Below are 14,286 nucleotides of genomic sequence, written 5' to 3' on the forward strand. Positions count from 1 at the left end.
TGGCGCGGCGGGCCTCAGGCGGCGGCGAGCGCGGGCAGCACGGAGTCGGGGGCCCAGCGTGAGCGGTGGCACTGCGACCAGCCGCGGCAGCGGGGATCGGCCTCGGTGCAGAGCCGCTGGTTGCCGAGCACCTCGCCGTCGTCGGTCTCGCGGACGTCGAAGTGCACCGGCCGGATCGTGCCGTCGGGGGCCACGAGCAGGTGCCGGCCGGCGTCGAGGGTGTCGTCGCGCAGCAGGCAGTTGCGGTCCAGCAGCCGCGCCAGCGCGGCGATGCTGGCGTGCTCGGGGAGCCCGTCGGGCACGCCGTAGCAGTCAACGATGGTGGCGAACTCCCCCGGCGCCTGCCATACGTCGCAGATCACCGCGTGCGCCGGCAGCCGGGCCGGGTCGGCCGCCGCCAGGGGCATCACCACCCGGCCGAGTGCCTCGGCCAGTGCCGGGTAGACCTCCACCGGCCGCACCTGGTCGATTCTCCAGTTCCACAGCTCGGTCATGCCGCCTCCTCGCTGTGCTCGTCCCACCGGCCTCCGGATCGGGCCTTACTGACGATGGTGGGGGGCATATGACCTCAGCCGGGGGCAAGTTACCGGTCTGTGACCATTCCGGGCAAAATTTCCTCGGGCGTCATTGCTCCGAGTGGCCGGAAGGTGACAGTTTATCGGGTACGGTGCCCCGCCCGGAACTTCCCCGCTCCGTAGCGCGCCCGTTTCGACCGGGTCGGTCAGCGCACGACGACCCGGTGCTCGCCGGGGGGCAGCAGCTCGCCGACCACGGTGGCGCCCGGCAGTTCGCCGGCGACCAGCAGGCCGCCCGACGTCTGCGCGTCGGCCAGCAGCAGCCGTTCGTCCTCGGCGGTCCCGCCGAAGTCCGTCCACCCGGCGACCCACTCCAGGTTGCGGCGGCTGCCGCCGCTGACGTACCCGTCGCGCACCGCCTCCCGGGCGCCGGCCAGGTAGGGCACCCGGGCCGCGTCGATCGCCACCGTCAGCCGGCTCGCCCGGGCCAGCTTGGACGCGTGCCCGAGCAGACCGAAGCCGGTCACGTCGGTGCCGCAGCGCACACCGGCCGCCACCGCGGCCCGCGCGGCGTCCCGGTTGAGGGTGGTCATGGCGGCGACCGCCTCGGGGAAGCTCTCGCCGGTGGCCTTGTGCCTGGTGTTGAGCACCCCGACGCCCAGCGGCTTGGTCAGCGACAGCGGCAGCCCCGCCCGGCCCGCGTCCAGGGTGATCAGCTCCTCGGGCCGGACCACCCCGGTGACGGCCAGCCCGTACTTGGGGCCCTCGTCGTCGACGCTGTGCCCGCCGGCGAGGTGGCACCCCGCGTCCCGGGCCACGTCCTGCCCGCCGCGCAGCACCTCCCGGGCCAGTTCCAGCGGCAGCACGTCGCGCGGCCAGCAGAGCAGGTTGAGCGCGACGAGCGGGGTGCCACCCATCGCGTACACGTCGGAGAGCGCGTTGGTCGCGGCGATCCGCCCCCAGTCGTACGCGTCGTCGACGACGGGGGTGAAGAAGTCGGCGGTGGTGACCAGGCCGGTCCGCTCGTCGAGCCGGACCACCGCGGCGTCGTCGCCGTGGTCGAGGCCGACGAGCAGGTCCGCGGCGCCGGTGGCCGGGCCGAGGCCGGCGACCATGGCCTCCAGCTCGCCCGGCGGGATCTTGCAGGCGCAGCCGCCGCCGCGGGCGTACTCGGTCAGCCGCACCCGTTCCGTCACCCCCACATGATCTTCCACGCGTCCCGATGCCGCCACCGGGTGGACCGGTTTCGGAGTCAAAATCCGACTCCCGGGCCCGAGCGGAAATGGTGTTACCGCTCCGTGACCAACTGACTTGCGTTCCGCCACATCCCCCCGCCTACAGTTGCCCAACCGGGGGTCAACGGACCCCGCGCGCGACGACAGGGACGGTGGACGACGTGGCGACGGGCGAACCGCTCATCGTGCTGGATTCGGTCAACAAGTGGTTCGGGCCGCTGCACGTGCTGGACGACGTCTCGCTGTCGGTCGGGCGCGGCGAGGTGGTCGTGGTCATCGGGCCGTCCGGCTCCGGCAAGTCGACGCTCTGCCGCACCATCAACCGACTCGAGCCGATCACCTCCGGCACCATCACCTTCGACGGGCAGCCGCTGCCGGCCGAGGGCAAGGCGCTGGCGAAGCTGCGCAGCGAGGTCGGCATGGTGTTCCAGTCGTTCAACCTCTTCGCGCACAAGACGATCCTCGAGAACGTCACCCTCGGGCCGGTCAAGGTCCGCAAGGAGAAGCCGGCGGCGGCCCGCGAGCGCGGCCTGGCCCTGCTGGACCGGGTCGGCATCGCCAACCAGGCCGACAAGTTCCCCGCCCAGCTCTCCGGCGGCCAGCAGCAGCGCGCCGCGATCGCGCGGGCGCTGGCCATGCAGCCCAAGGCGATGCTCTTCGACGAGCCGACCAGCGCGCTCGACCCGGAGATGGTCGGCGAGGTGCTGGACGTGATGACGTCGCTGGCCCGCGAGGGCATGACGATGGTCGTGGTCACCCACGAGATGGGCTTCGCCCGGCACGCGGCGAACCGCGTCATCTTCATGGCCGACGGGCAGTTGGTCGAGGACGCCCCGCCCACCGAGTTCTTCGCCAACCCGCGCAGCGAGCGGGCCAAGGACTTCCTCTCCAAGATCCTCACGCACTAGGCGTCCGTACCTGGAGCGCGCCGTCCCCCGGCGGTTCCGTCGAAGAAGGAGATGAGTATGCGTATCACGCGCGTAGCGGCGCTCGCCGCGGCCGCCACCCTGGCGCTCGGCATGACCGCCTGCGGTGGCGACGACGCCGAGGAGGGCACCGGCGCCGGCAGCAAGTCCTTCGCCGCCGGCAGCACGATGGAGCGCCTGAACAAGGCCCAGTCCATCAAGATCGGCACGAAGTTCGACCAGCCCGGCTTCGGCCAGAAGGGCCTGTCGGGCAAGCCGGAGGGCTTCGACGTCGAGGTCGCGAAGATCATCGTCAAGGAGCTCGGCATCCCCGAGGACAAGATCGAGTGGGTCGAGGCCCCCTCGAAGGTCCGCGAGGACGTCATCGTGAACGGCACGGTCGACCTGGTCGCCGCGACCTACACGATCAACCCCAAGCGCAAGGAGCGCATCGCGTTCGCCGGGCCGTACTACGAGGCCGGCCAGAACATCATGGTGAAGAAGGACGACGCCACGATCACCGGGCCGGACTCCTTTAAGGACGGCACCAAGAAGGTCTGCTCGGTCACCGGCTCCACCCCGGCCGAGGAGATCAAGAAGCACGTCAAGGACGTCGCCACCCAGCTGGTGCTGTTCGACACCTACGACAAGTGCCGCGACGCCCTGAAGGGCGGCCAGGTCGACGCCGTCACCACGGACAACGTGATCCTGCTCGGCTACATCGCCAAGGACGAGGCGTCCTTCAAGCTGGCCGGCGACAACTTCACCAAGGAGCCGTACGGCATCGGGGTGAAGAAGGAGGACACCGACTTCCGCAACTTCATCAACGACACGCTGGAGAAGGCGTTCGCCGACGGTAGCTGGCAGAAGGCCTGGGACGGCACCGCCGGCAAGTTCGGCGCCCAGCTGGGCTCCGCCCCGACCGTCGACCGCTACTGATCTAATTCCTTCGATCTGGAGGGTGGGGAGGAAGACCGACCCGTGAGTGTGCTCATCGACAAGTTCGACGTCTTCGCGGGTGGTTTCTGGCTCACCCTCCAGATCTGCGTACTCGCCGCGATCGGTGCCCTGATCCTGGGCGCCGTCGTGGCGGTACTGCGGATCTCCCCGGTGCCGCCGCTGCGGGCGGTCGGCACCGCGTACGTCAACATCTTCCGGAACATGCCGCTGACCGTGGTGATGTTCTTCGCCGCGTTCGGCCTGCCGGCGCTCGGCTCCAACGCGGACTTCCTGCGCATCCCCGGCCTGGACGCGGTGTTCAGCCGGCTCGACACGGACCTGCCGTACTTCCGATTCGCGCTGATCGCGCTGGTGCTCTACACCGCCGCGTTCGTCTGCGAGGCGCTGCGGTCCGGCGTGAACGCGGTCCCCGCCGGCCAGGCGGAGGCCGCCCGGTCGCTCGGCCTCACCTTCGGCCAGAACCTGCGGTACGTGGTGCTGCCGCAATCCTGGAAGGCCTCGGTGGTGCCCCTCGGTTCGGTCATCATCGCGATGATCAAGAACTCGGCCCTGATCGGCTTCTTCGGCGTCGTCGGCGACCTCTCGCAGACCGCCGACCAGCTCACCTCGGCCGAGGGCTACGCCTTCGTCCCCGTCGCCATCGGCATCTCGATCGGATACCTGATCATGACCGTCCCCCTCGGCGCGCTCCTCGACCGGATCGAGAAGCGGCAGGCGGTGGCCCGATGAGCCAGCAGAACGCCGTCCTCTACGACGTCCCCGGCCCCCGGCAGCGCCGGATCACCCTCGTCAGCAGTCTGGTGGCGACGGTGCTGCTGCTCGCGGGCGCGTACTTCCTGATCTACAAGCCGCTGGACGCCAAGGGCCAGTTCTCGATGGAACTCTGGGGGCCCCTGCTCGACCCCTCCAACGAGAACTTCTCGCAGGTGTGGGAGCGGATCGGCCTCGGCTTCAAGAACACGCTGACCGCCGCCGCCCTGGCGATCGTCGCCTCGCTGGTGGTCGGCACCCTGCTCGCGGTGCTGCGGATCCAGCTCAAGAGCCTGACCCGCCGCCGGTTCACCGGGCTCGCCGCGCCGCTGGCCTACCTGCTGCGCGGGCTGAGCGTGCTGCTGTCGGCGGTCACCCGGGTCTGCGTCGAGGTGTTCCGGGGCCTGCCCGTGGTCATCACGATCTTCTTCGTGGCGCGCGGCTTCCCCGAGTTCGGCGTCTCGTTCGAGACGCTGTGGTACCTGGTCATCGGCCTGACCATCTACAACTCGGTGGTCATCGCCGAGATCCTCCGCTCCGGCATGGAGGGCCTGCCCGGCGGGCAGGCGGAGGCGGCGGCCGCGATCGGGCTCTCCCCGATGCAGACCACCCGGATGATCCTGCTGCCGCAGGCCTTCCGGATCATGCTGCCGGCGCTGATCAGCCAGCTCGTCGTGGTGCTCAAGGACACCTCGCTGGGCTTCATCATCAGCTACGAGGAGACCCTGAACATCGGCAAGCAGCTCATCGGCGTGCTGGACAACCCGATCCAGGTCTACGTCGTGATCGCGGTGATGTTCATCCTGGTGAACTACTCGCTGTCGAAGCTGGCCCAGTACGTCCAGCGGCGGCTCTCCCGGGGCCGCAAGACCGCCGGCACCCCGGCGCAGCAGCCTCCGGCCACCGCCCTCATCTCGCAGGCCGAGGGCGGCGGCGGGGGCGGCGGCGCGGGCGGCAACTGACCCGAACCCACGACACCGAAAGGGCCGGCCCGGTTTCCCGGGCCGGCCCTTTCGCAGTCCCTCGGCCTGGTGGCCGCCTCCCCCGGGTGCCCGGGGGCCGATGGTCAGCGGGCGATCTCGGTGACCCTGGACTCGCGGACCACGGTCACCCGGATCTGCCCCGGGTACGTCAACTCCTCCTCGATCTGCTTCGCCACGTCCCGGGCCAACACGGCGGCGCCGATGTCGTCCACGTCGTCCGGCTTGACCATCACCCGGATCTCGCGGCCGGCCTGCATGGCGAAGACCTTCTCCACGCCGAGCTTGCCGGCCGCGATCTCCTCGATCCGCTCCAGCCGCTTGACGTACGCCTCCAGGCTCTCCCGCCGCGCCCCGGGCCGCCCGCCGGAGCAGGCGTCGGACGCCTGGGTGAGGACGGCCTCGATGGTCTGCGGCGGCACCTCGTTGTGGTGCGCCTCGATGGCGTGGACGACGTCCTCGCTCTCGCCGTATTTGCGGGCGAGATCTGCGCCGATGATGGCGTGGCTGCCCTCCACCTCGTGGGTGAGCGCCTTGCCGATGTCGTGCAGGAACGCCGAGCGCTTGATGGTCGGCACGTCGAGCCGCAGCTCGGCCGCCATGATCCCGGCGATGTGCGCGGTCTCCACCAGGTGCTTGAGCACGTTCTGCCCGTACGACGTCCGGTAGCGCAGCCGGCCGAGCAGGGTCACCAGCTCCGGGTGGATCTCGGTGATGCCGACCTCGACCAGGGCGTCCTCGGCGGCCCGCTGGCACAGCTCCTCCACCTCGTGCCGGGCCAGGTCGTAGACCTCCTCGATCCGGTGCGGGTGGATCCGCCCGTCCAGGACCAGCTTCTCCAGGGTGAGCCGGCCGACCTCCCGGCGCACCGGGTCGAAGCAGGAGAGCAGCACCGCCTCGGGGGTGTCGTCGATGATCAGGTTGACCCCGGTGACCGACTCGAAGGCGCGGATGTTACGGCCCTCCCGGCCGATGATCCGTCCCTTCATCTCGTCGCCGGGCAGGTGCAGGACGCTGACCACGCTCTCCGCGGTCTGCTCGCTGGCGACCCGCTGGATCGCGTCGACGACGATGTGCCGGGCGCGCTGCTCGGCGGTGTTGCGCGCGTCGGATTCGATGTCCCGGACCAGCAGCGCGGCCTCCCGCTTGGCCTGGCCCTCGATCGCCTCGATCAGCTCCGCCCGGGCCGTGTCGGCGGTGAGCCCGGCGACCCGCTCCAACTCCCGGCGCCGCTGCTCCTCCGCCTCGGCCAGTTCCGCCTCCCGCTGGTCGAGCGCGGCGCCGCGGGCGGCCAGGGCCGCGCTGGCGGCCGTGAGCTGGCGCTCCCGCTCGGCGAGCCGCTCCACCTCCTCGGTGTGCAGCCGCTCGCGCTCGTCCATCCGGGCCGCCCGCCGCTCCACCTCGGCGGCCTGCTCCCGGGTGGTGGCGGCGAGCACCGCGACCTCGCGTTCGCCGCTGCGCCGGGCTGTGCTCCGTAGCTGCTCCGCGTCCGCCTCGGCCTGCTTGTGGGCCCGCTCCAGGATGGTGTCGGCCTCCGCCCGGGCGTCGTCGAGCACCCGGCGCGCCTCGGCGCGGGCCGCCTTCGCCTCGGCCTTCGCGGCAGCCGCCTCGGCCCGGGCCGCCGCGGCGGCGGACTTCGCCACGTCGATCGTGCTGTTGGCCTCGTCGGCGGCGCTGCGCAGCGCGGCCAGGGACTGTTCCTGCCGGTCCTTCTCGGCGATGAAGGCGGGATCCTCGGGCGCCGGCGCCGCGCCGAGCCGACGCAGCGTCCGTACGCCCAGCAGCACCGCCCCCAGCACGACCACGGTCAGGACCAGCACCACCGCGAGGATCACGACGTCGAAGCCGCTCATGCCGGCGCCCCGTTCCGCACGGCCACCACGCGGTCGGCCACACCCCGGTCGACCCGCGATCGGTGCGGGCCCGGCCCGACGTTCAGCCCGCTCATGTCGGCACCCCAGTGGACCTGCGCCGCCTCGCCATGGCCGCCTCCCCTGAACGTCGGAACCGCAGCGACGGTGCCGGTGGGCACGCACCCTGCGGCTGTGGACGCCCGACCGGAGCGACTGGCCGTGGGTAGGCGCCGTCGGCGGTGCCCACGCGGGGCATCGCCGGCGGCCGGGTGCAGTTGTCGCGCCAGCCCCGGACCGGCCTGTCCGAAGCTGCCGCCAGTGGCCGACGAATCGGCCAAAGTGATGCTGTTCCGTTACGAGATCTATGTTGTGCGCTTAGCCTGCGCTGGTCGGGCAATGTGAGCCTGTATGGCGAGGCTAGGTCTCCCGGGGCCGTCTGGTCAAGAACTCATGATCAAACCCCCCGAACGGAGAGAAGTTGCCGCGTTACGCAACGCCCACACCAGCCCGGACACCGGAGGACAAACGAGGCGAGTTGGCGGGAGGTCCGCCGGCCGGTCCGCCCAGCCGTACGGCCCGCCACGCAGCCGCCTAACCTATCCGGGTGCTGCTCCCCCTGCCGCCCGGCGAGTTCCGGGCCTACCTCTTCGACTGCGACGGCACCATCGCCGACTCGATGCCGCTGCACCACCTCGCCTGGGTCGAGACGCTCAAGGAGTGGGACTGCGACTTCTCGGAGGACCTCTTCTACGCCTGGGGCGGCCGCCCGGTAGCCGACATCATCGTCGAACTCAACGAGCGCCACGGCCTGGCCATGCCGGTCGAGGCGGTCGCCGCCCGTCAGGAGACGCTCTATCAGGAGTCCCTGCCGAGGCTCACCGCCGTGCCCGGCGTCCTGCGGCACATCGAGGACGCCCACGGACGGGTTCCCTTCGCCGTGGTCTCCGGCAGCACCCGGGAGTCGGTCACGGCCTCCCTGGACGCCCTTGGCCTCACCGGGAAGTTCGACGCGCTGGTTTGCGCGGGCGACTACGCCAGGGCCAAGCCCGACCCGGAGGGGTTCCTGCTCGCCGCCCGGCTCCTCGGCGTCCCACCGGAGTCCTGCCTGGTCTTCGAGGACACCGACCTGGGCGTCGCGGCGGCCACGGCTGCGGGCATGGCCGCCGTGCGCGTCCCGTCGCCCAGGCAGCGGTAGCTGCCACCCCGCGACCGGCCTCCGGCCACGTCGGTCAGGCCCCCGGCAGGTGGCTCGCCGTCGGCTGCGCTCAGTCGACGGAGCGGCTGTCGCGGTCGAGCTCGCCCTCGGCGTCGGCGAGCGCGTCGGCGTCGATCTGCTCGGCGAACTCGGCCGCCTCGGCGCTCTGCGCGGCGAGCGCGTCCTTCACCGCCCGGATCGCCACGCCGGGCGGGTAGCCCTTGCGGGCCAGCATCGCCACCAGCCGCCGGAAGACCGCGTCCGGCTCGCCGCGGGCGGACCGCAGCCTCCGCTCCACCAGGGCGCGGGCGGTCTCGGCCTCGGTCTCCTCGTCCAGCTCGCCGAGGGCCTCGCTGGCGACCTCGCCGTCGACACCGCGCTGACGCAGCTCGTTGGCGAGCGCCCGGCGGGCCAGGCCCCGGCCGGCGTGCCGGCTGGACACCCAGGCCCGCGCGAAGGCGGCGTCGTCGATGATGCCGACCTCGTCGTAGCGGTCGAGCACCGCCGCGGAGACCTCCTCGGAGATCCCCCGCTTCGCCAGTGCCCCGGCCAGCTCGGCCCGGGTGCGCGGCCGGACGGCGAGCTGGCGCAGGCAGATCTCCCGCGCCACCTCCGCCTCGTCGGGCGGCGGGGCGGGGGGCGCCTCGGGGTCGGTCTCCTCGGCACGGCCGCGGCGACCCCGGCGGGGTCGGGGCGTCGTGGTGCCGTCACCCGCGCGGGGCGGACTGGCATCCCAGCCCCGCCCCGTGCGGGCGCGTCGTCCTGCCACCGGTCACTGACCGGTCAGAAGTCGACCGGCGGCAGCTCCGGGCCACCGGCGGCGTCGCCCGCACCGACCCCGACGCCGAGCTTCTCCAGGATCTTCTTCTCGATCTCGGCGGCCACGTCCGGGTTCTCCCGGAGGAACTCGCGGGCCTTCTCCTTGCCCTGGCCCAGCTGGTCGCCGTCGTAGGTGTACCAGGCGCCGGACTTGCGGATGATCGCCTGCTCGACGCCGACGTCGATCAGCGAGCCCTCGCGGGAGATGCCCTTGCCGTACATGATGTCGAACTCGGCCTGCTTGAACGGCGCGGCGACCTTGTTCTTCACGACCTTGACCCGGGTGCGGTTACCGACCACGTCGGTGCCGTCCTTGAGGCTCTCGATGCGGCGCACGTCGAGCCGGACCGAGGCGTAGAACTTCAGCGCCCGGCCACCCGTGGTGGTCTCGGGGCTGCCGAACATCACGCCGATCTTCTCGCGGAGCTGGTTGATGAAGATCGCGGTGGTGCCGGTGTTGTTGAGCACACCGGTGATCTTCCGCAGCGCCTGGCTCATCAGCCGGGCCTGCAGACCCACGTGGCTGTCGCCCATCTCGCCCTCGATCTCGGCGCGCGGCACCAGCGCGGCCACCGAGTCGATCACGATGATGTCGAGCGCGCCGGAGCGGACCAGCATGTCCGCGATCTCCAGCGCCTGCTCACCGGTGTCGGGCTGGGAGACCAGCAGGGCGTCGGTGTCGACGCCGAGGGCCTTCGCGTATTCCGGGTCGAGCGCGTGCTCGGCGTCGACGAAGGCGGCGATGCCGCCGGCCCGCTGTGCGTTGGCCACGGCGTGCAGCGCGACGGTGGTCTTACCGCTGGACTCCGGACCGTAGATCTCGACGACCCGGCCGCGGGGCAGGCCGCCCACGCCGAGCGCCACGTCGAGGGCGATCGACCCGGTGGGGATGACCGCGGTCTGGATGACCGGCCGCTCCCCGAGCCGCATCACCGAGCCCTTGCCGAACTGCTTGTCGATCTGAGCGAGAGCAAGGTCGAGTGCCTTCTCCCGGTCAGGCCCTGCTGCCATCGTTGCCACCCCTGCCTTCGCCGGCGTCTTTCCTGAGCTTCGCGTCACGCGGACACGCTAGGCGCTGGGTCCGACAGAAAACCAGCCGACGGGCCGTGAGCTGTGGACGAGCACCCCGCTGTGGACAATAGCCGAACAGGTGTACGAGTCGGCAAGCGACACGCGGAAGCGACGAAATGGCTGCTCAGCGTAGTCGCGCGGGCACCCGGTCGGGATAGGCGGCGCAGACCGCCCGCCACACGACGTGCGCCTGCTCACCCGATGCCAGCGCCTGCTCGACGGTCCGGCCGCCGAGCTGGGAGAGCACCTGGTCGCGGGCGATGCTGGCCGCGTAGGCGGGGCCGAACGCCTCCTCCAACCGCGACCAGAAGTCGGTCAGCCGCACGTGATCAGTCCTCCTCGTCCGGTGCGCCCGCCGGCACCGGACGCAACGCTAGCGCCACCAGGGGCACCGCCGCGACCGCCGCGAGCAGGGCGAGCACCGGATAACCCGCCACCTCCATGACAAACCCGCTGACCGCCCCGGCGGCGGCGCCGGCCAGTCCCATGGTCAGGTCGGAGAGCCCCTGGACGCTCGGCCGGATCCCCACCGGCACCGACTCCGACAGCAGGGTGGAACCGGCCACCATGGTCCCCGACCAGCCCAGGCCGAGCAGGAACAGCCCGATCGAGAGCCGGGCCGTGTGGTGCCCGGCGGTGCCGGCGACCGCGCACGCCACGAGCAGTAGCCCGACGCCGCCGAGGATCACCGCCCGGCGGCCGAGGCGGTCCGTGAGCCAGCCGGCCACCGGGGCGAGGGCGTACATGCCGGCGATGTGCAGACTCAGCACGAGACCGACCACCCGCAGCACGTCGGCGTCGGCGTGCCACTCGTGCAGGCGCACCGGGGTCATCACCATCACCGCGACCATGACCAGGTGCCCGACCGCCACCGCGGCGATGCCGAGCCGGGCGGCCGGGCGCGCGCGTACGACCGACCAGGCGGCCCGCATACCCACGCCGCGCCGGCCGGTCGGTGCCGGCGCGACGACGGCGTCCGGCGGCGGGGTGACGGCGGGAACGGCGTCCGGCGACGGGGCGGCCGGGACGACGGCGTCCGGCGGCGGGGTGACCGGCGGGACGACGACCGCCGCCAGCCGGCGCGCGGTCAGCAGCGGGTCGGGCCGCAGCAGCGCCAGGATCACGCCGGCGGCCAGCGCCAGCGCGACGGCACTGAACGCGAACGGACCGGCCAGCGCCGGCAGCCCCCAGCCGCTGGTGGTGCGGTCCGCGAACGCGGCGAAGTTCGGCGCGGCGACCGCGCCGATGGTGGTGGCCCAGACGATCAGGGCGAGCTGACGGCCCCGCCGCGCCGGCTCGGCCAGGTCCACCGCGGCGTAGCGGGCCTGGAGGTTGGCCGCGCTGCCGCCGCCGAAGAGGAGCATGCCGAGGAAGAGCAGCGGGACCCAGCGGGTGACGGCGGCGAACACCACCAGGGCGCCGCCGGCCGCGCCGGCGAGATAGGCCACGACCAGGCCGGGCCGCCGGCCGTGGCCGTTCATGATCCGGGTGACCGGCACCGCGAGCAGGGCCCCGCCCACCACGGCGGCGCTGCTCACCAGCCCGGCCACGGCGGTGCCGGCGATGTCCGCGGCGAGCAGCGCCCCGACGGCGACGCCGACCGTCACCCCGATCCCGCCGACGATCTGGGTGACGAAGAGCAGCCGCAGGGTACGCCGCTGGATCGGCGTGACGTCGGGCGCGGCGAGTGGCGCGGCGAGGTCGGTGGCCATCGGCGGCTCCTTCGGCGGTAAGGGGCGGGGTGCCCGTCTCATCCTTGCGCAACCGGCACGCCGCCCCGCAGCCGGTCCGCCCCGGCCGCACCCCTCCCCCGCCTGTTCTACAGGCCCAGGCCGCGGCCGATGATCTCCTTCATGATCTCGGTGGTGCCGCCGTAGATCGTCTGCACCCGCCCGTCCAGCCACGCCTTCGCCACCGGGTACTCCAGCATGTAGCCGTAGCCGCCGTGCAGTTGCACGCAGCGGTCGGCGACCTTGTTCTGCAGCTCGGTGGTCCACCACTTCGCCTTGGCCGCGTCGGTGACCGAGAGCCGGCCGGCGTTGTACTCCGCGACGCAGTGGTTGACGAAGGTGCGCGCGATGGTGACCTCGGTGTCCAGCTCGGCCAGGAGGAAGCGGTTGTGCTGGAACGCGCCGATCGGCCGGCCGAACGCCTGCCGGGAGCGGGCATAGTCGAGGGTGACGGCGAGCAGCCGCTCGGCGGCGGCCACCGCGGCGACCGCGATGCTGAGCCGCTCCCGGGGCAGGTTGGCCATCAGGTGGTAGAAGCCGTGGTTCTCGGTGCCGATCAGGTTCTCCGCCGGCACCCGGCAGTCCGCGAAGAACAGCTCGGCGGTGTCGTTGGCCTTCAGCCCGACCTTGGCCAGCCGTCGGCCGCGGGAGAAGCCGGGGGTGCCGTCCTCCACGGCGACCAGGCTCACCCCGTGCGCGCCCTGGTCCGGCGCGGTGCGGACGACCACGACCACCAGGTCGGCCATCTCCCCGTTGGTGATGAAGGTCTTCTGGCCGTTGAGCACCCAACTGTCGCCGTCGCGGACCGCGCTCGTGCGGATCCCGGCGAGGTCGGAGCCGGCGCCGGGCTCGCTCATCGCGATCGCCGTGACGAGGTCGCCGGAGCAGAACCCGGGCAGCCAGCGCTTGCGCTGGTCCTCCGTGGTCAGCTCGGTCAGGTACGGCGCCACCACGTCGTTGTGCAGGCCGAGGCCGAGGCCGGTGCAGCCGGCGGCGACGATCTCCTCGGCCAGCACCGCGTTGAACCGGAAGTCCCGCTGCCCGCCGCCGCCGTACTCCGGGTCGACGTCCGTGCCCAGCAGACCGGCCGCCCCGGCCCGACGCCACACCTCGCGGTCGACGATCCCGGCGGCCTCCCAACGCTCGTGGTGGGGCACGGCCTCCCGGTCCAGGAACTCGCGGCACAGCTCGCGGAAGTCCTCGTGGTCGCGCTCGTAGAGATGCTGCTCCATGGCCGCCAGTGTGGCACCGCGCACCCGCCCTGCCCAGGGGCCGACGGGTGGCTCGGTGACGGCTCAGCCGGCGAGGGCGCGGGCGGCCACGGCAAGGTCGGCGACCAGCCCCTCGTACGCCTTGTCCTGGTTGTCGGCGCGGAGCACGGCGGACGGGTGGATGGTGGCCAGCAGCCGGGCCGGCGGGGCGTCGGCGACGGTGCCCTTCGCGTCCACCGGCACCCGCTTGAAGTCCTCCGGGTGCTGGGCCGACGCCGGCCAGGGCAGCAGCTCGCCGCGCTGCCGGGTGACCCGGAACGTGGGGCCGAGCAGCGCCTTGGCCGCGGTGGCGCCGAGCACCACCACGATCTCCGGGCGCAACTGGGCGAACTCGGCCACCAGCCAGGGCCGGCAGGCCGTGACGTGCACCCGGTCCGGGGTCTGGTGGATGCGCCGTTTGCCGCGCAGCTCGAACCTGAAGTGCTTCACGGCGTTCGTCAGGTAGATGTGCCCGGGATCGAGCCCGGCGTCGTCGACCGCCTTGCGGAGCAGCCGACCGGCGGGGCCGACGAACGGCAGCCCCTTCTGGTCCTCCATGTCACCGGGCTGCTCGCCGACGAAGACCACCCGCGCGCCGGCGTCGCCGCGACCGAACACGGTCTGCGACGCGTCCCGGTACAGCTCGCAGCCCCGGCAGCCGGCGGCGGCGGCGCGCAGGTCGTCGAGGGTGTCGGCCTGCGGCGGGATGAACTTCTGCGCGCCCGGCGCGGTCTCGGTCTGCTCGGCCATGTCGACTGTTATATACCCGTTCGGGCCGCGATGCCGGTCCGCCCTGCCTCCGCACGACGTCCCACCGCGGCCACCCGTCAGTATCCGCCGCCGCCGTCGCCGCCGCCGGACGCCAGCGCGATCACCACGATCACGAGCACGATCACCGCCACCACGACGGCGATCCAGACGCCCCTCCTCGATCCCGACGAAGCCATGGTCGTCCACCTCCGGCACCGCGCTTACCCACCCGGCGTCCGGTCACGCCCGCGCCCGGCACACCGGCACGTCGCC

General features: G+C 72.4%; 14 protein-coding genes. 5 read left to right on the forward strand and 9 right to left on the reverse strand.

Annotation, left to right across the window (positions count from 1 at the left end; all coding sequences use genetic code 11):
* Positions 1-14: 14 nt before the first annotated feature.
* Positions 15-494 carry a hypothetical protein gene (locus tag ABZ793_RS08845; protein WP_350705108.1) on the reverse strand — a complete coding sequence of 160 codons (480 nt, stop codon included), beginning with the start codon at positions 492-494 and terminating at the stop codon, positions 15-17.
* A gap of 227 nt (positions 495-721) precedes the next feature.
* Positions 722-1,711, reverse strand: a complete 990-nt coding sequence (gene selD / locus ABZ793_RS08850; RefSeq protein WP_357454086.1) for a selenide, water dikinase SelD — start codon at positions 1,709-1,711, stop codon at positions 722-724.
* A gap of 191 nt (positions 1,712-1,902) precedes the next feature.
* On the opposite strand from selD, the gene ABZ793_RS08855 reads away from it, so the two are divergent.
* The 4 genes from ABZ793_RS08855 to ABZ793_RS08870 are packed head-to-tail and all read left to right on the forward strand — an operon-like array spanning position 1,903 to position 5,327.
* Positions 1,903-2,658: an amino acid ABC transporter ATP-binding protein gene (locus tag ABZ793_RS08855; protein WP_357454089.1), complete on the forward strand. Its 756-nt coding sequence runs from the start codon at positions 1,903-1,905 to the stop codon at positions 2,656-2,658.
* 57 nt (positions 2,659-2,715) lie between these two features.
* Positions 2,716-3,594, forward strand: a complete 879-nt coding sequence (locus ABZ793_RS08860; protein ID WP_357454092.1) for a glutamate ABC transporter substrate-binding protein — start codon at positions 2,716-2,718, stop codon at positions 3,592-3,594.
* Between the two features lie 42 nt (positions 3,595-3,636).
* Positions 3,637-4,344: an amino acid ABC transporter permease gene (locus tag ABZ793_RS08865; protein ID WP_357454096.1), complete on the forward strand. Its 708-nt coding sequence runs from the start codon at positions 3,637-3,639 to the stop codon at positions 4,342-4,344.
* Complete coding sequence (locus ABZ793_RS08870) at positions 4,341-5,327, forward strand: amino acid ABC transporter permease (RefSeq protein WP_357454099.1); 987 nt, start codon at positions 4,341-4,343, stop codon at positions 5,325-5,327. The genes ABZ793_RS08865 and ABZ793_RS08870 overlap by 4 nt, the downstream gene beginning before the upstream one ends.
* 104 nt (positions 5,328-5,431) lie before the next feature.
* Here the strand turns inward: ABZ793_RS08870 and rny are convergent, their stop codons facing one another.
* Positions 5,432-7,198 (reverse strand): ribonuclease Y, encoded by a 1,767-nt coding sequence (gene rny, locus ABZ793_RS08875; RefSeq protein WP_357454102.1) that lies wholly within the window; start codon positions 7,196-7,198, stop codon positions 5,432-5,434.
* Positions 7,199-7,802: 604 nt separating this feature from the next.
* Here rny and ABZ793_RS08880 point away from each other — a divergent pair.
* Positions 7,803-8,393, forward strand: coding sequence for an HAD-IA family hydrolase (locus ABZ793_RS08880; protein WP_357454105.1), 591 nt, complete (start codon positions 7,803-7,805; stop codon positions 8,391-8,393).
* Between the two features lie 70 nt (positions 8,394-8,463).
* Here ABZ793_RS08880 and ABZ793_RS08885 read toward each other — a convergent pair whose 3' ends face one another.
* The 6 genes from ABZ793_RS08885 to ABZ793_RS08910 all read right to left on the reverse strand — a co-directional run bounded on the left by ABZ793_RS08885 (position 8,464) and on the right by ABZ793_RS08910 (position 14,013).
* Positions 8,464-9,162, reverse strand: coding sequence for a regulatory protein RecX (locus ABZ793_RS08885; protein ID WP_357454108.1), 699 nt, complete (start codon positions 9,160-9,162; stop codon positions 8,464-8,466).
* A gap of 14 nt (positions 9,163-9,176) precedes the next feature.
* Positions 9,177-10,223 (reverse strand): recombinase RecA, encoded by a 1,047-nt coding sequence (gene recA, locus ABZ793_RS08890; protein ID WP_088995380.1) that lies wholly within the window; start codon positions 10,221-10,223, stop codon positions 9,177-9,179.
* 184 nt (positions 10,224-10,407) lie between these two features.
* The gene (locus ABZ793_RS08895) at positions 10,408-10,608 is read right to left on the reverse strand and encodes a DUF3046 domain-containing protein (RefSeq protein ID WP_350705093.1); all 201 of its coding nucleotides are present in this window, start codon (positions 10,606-10,608) and stop codon (positions 10,408-10,410) included.
* A 4-nt stretch (positions 10,609-10,612) separates the two neighbouring features.
* Complete coding sequence (locus ABZ793_RS08900; RefSeq protein ID WP_357454111.1) at positions 10,613-11,995, reverse strand: MFS transporter; 1,383 nt, start codon at positions 11,993-11,995, stop codon at positions 10,613-10,615.
* Between the two features lie 107 nt (positions 11,996-12,102).
* The gene (locus tag ABZ793_RS08905) at positions 12,103-13,245 is read right to left on the reverse strand and encodes an acyl-CoA dehydrogenase family protein (RefSeq protein WP_357454114.1); all 1,143 of its coding nucleotides are present in this window, start codon (positions 13,243-13,245) and stop codon (positions 12,103-12,105) included.
* Between the two features lie 63 nt (positions 13,246-13,308).
* Positions 13,309-14,013 (reverse strand): UdgX family uracil-DNA binding protein, encoded by a 705-nt coding sequence (locus ABZ793_RS08910; protein ID WP_357454116.1) that lies wholly within the window; start codon positions 14,011-14,013, stop codon positions 13,309-13,311.
* Between the last annotated feature and the right edge of the window lie 273 nt (positions 14,014-14,286).

The sequence above is a fragment of the Micromonospora sp. NPDC047465 genome (assembly GCF_040643125.1).
In the GTDB taxonomy this organism is placed as follows: domain Bacteria; phylum Actinomycetota; class Actinomycetes; order Mycobacteriales; family Micromonosporaceae; genus Micromonospora.

What these genes read in the sequence shown, in the direction of transcription:
- ABZ793_RS08900 (WP_357454111.1), bottom strand. Translation starts at nt 11,995, where the DNA reads ATGGCCACCGACCTCGCCGCGCCACTCGCCGCGCCCGACGTCACGCCG.
- recA (WP_088995380.1), bottom strand. Translation starts at nt 10,223, where the DNA reads ATGGCAGCAGGGCCTGACCGGGAGAAGGCACTCGACCTTGCTCTCGCT.
- ABZ793_RS08905 (WP_357454114.1), bottom strand. Translation starts at nt 13,245, where the DNA reads ATGGAGCAGCATCTCTACGAGCGCGACCACGAGGACTTCCGCGAGCTG.
- ABZ793_RS08860 (WP_357454092.1), top strand. Translation starts at nt 2,716, where the DNA reads ATGCGTATCACGCGCGTAGCGGCGCTCGCCGCGGCCGCCACCCTGGCG.
- rny (WP_357454102.1), bottom strand. Translation starts at nt 7,198, where the DNA reads ATGAGCGGCTTCGACGTCGTGATCCTCGCGGTGGTGCTGGTCCTGACC.
- ABZ793_RS08870 (WP_357454099.1), top strand. Translation starts at nt 4,341, where the DNA reads ATGAGCCAGCAGAACGCCGTCCTCTACGACGTCCCCGGCCCCCGGCAG.
- ABZ793_RS08910 (WP_357454116.1), bottom strand. Translation starts at nt 14,013, where the DNA reads ATGGCCGAGCAGACCGAGACCGCGCCGGGCGCGCAGAAGTTCATCCCG.
- ABZ793_RS08845 (WP_350705108.1), bottom strand. Translation starts at nt 494, where the DNA reads ATGACCGAGCTGTGGAACTGGAGAATCGACCAGGTGCGGCCGGTGGAG.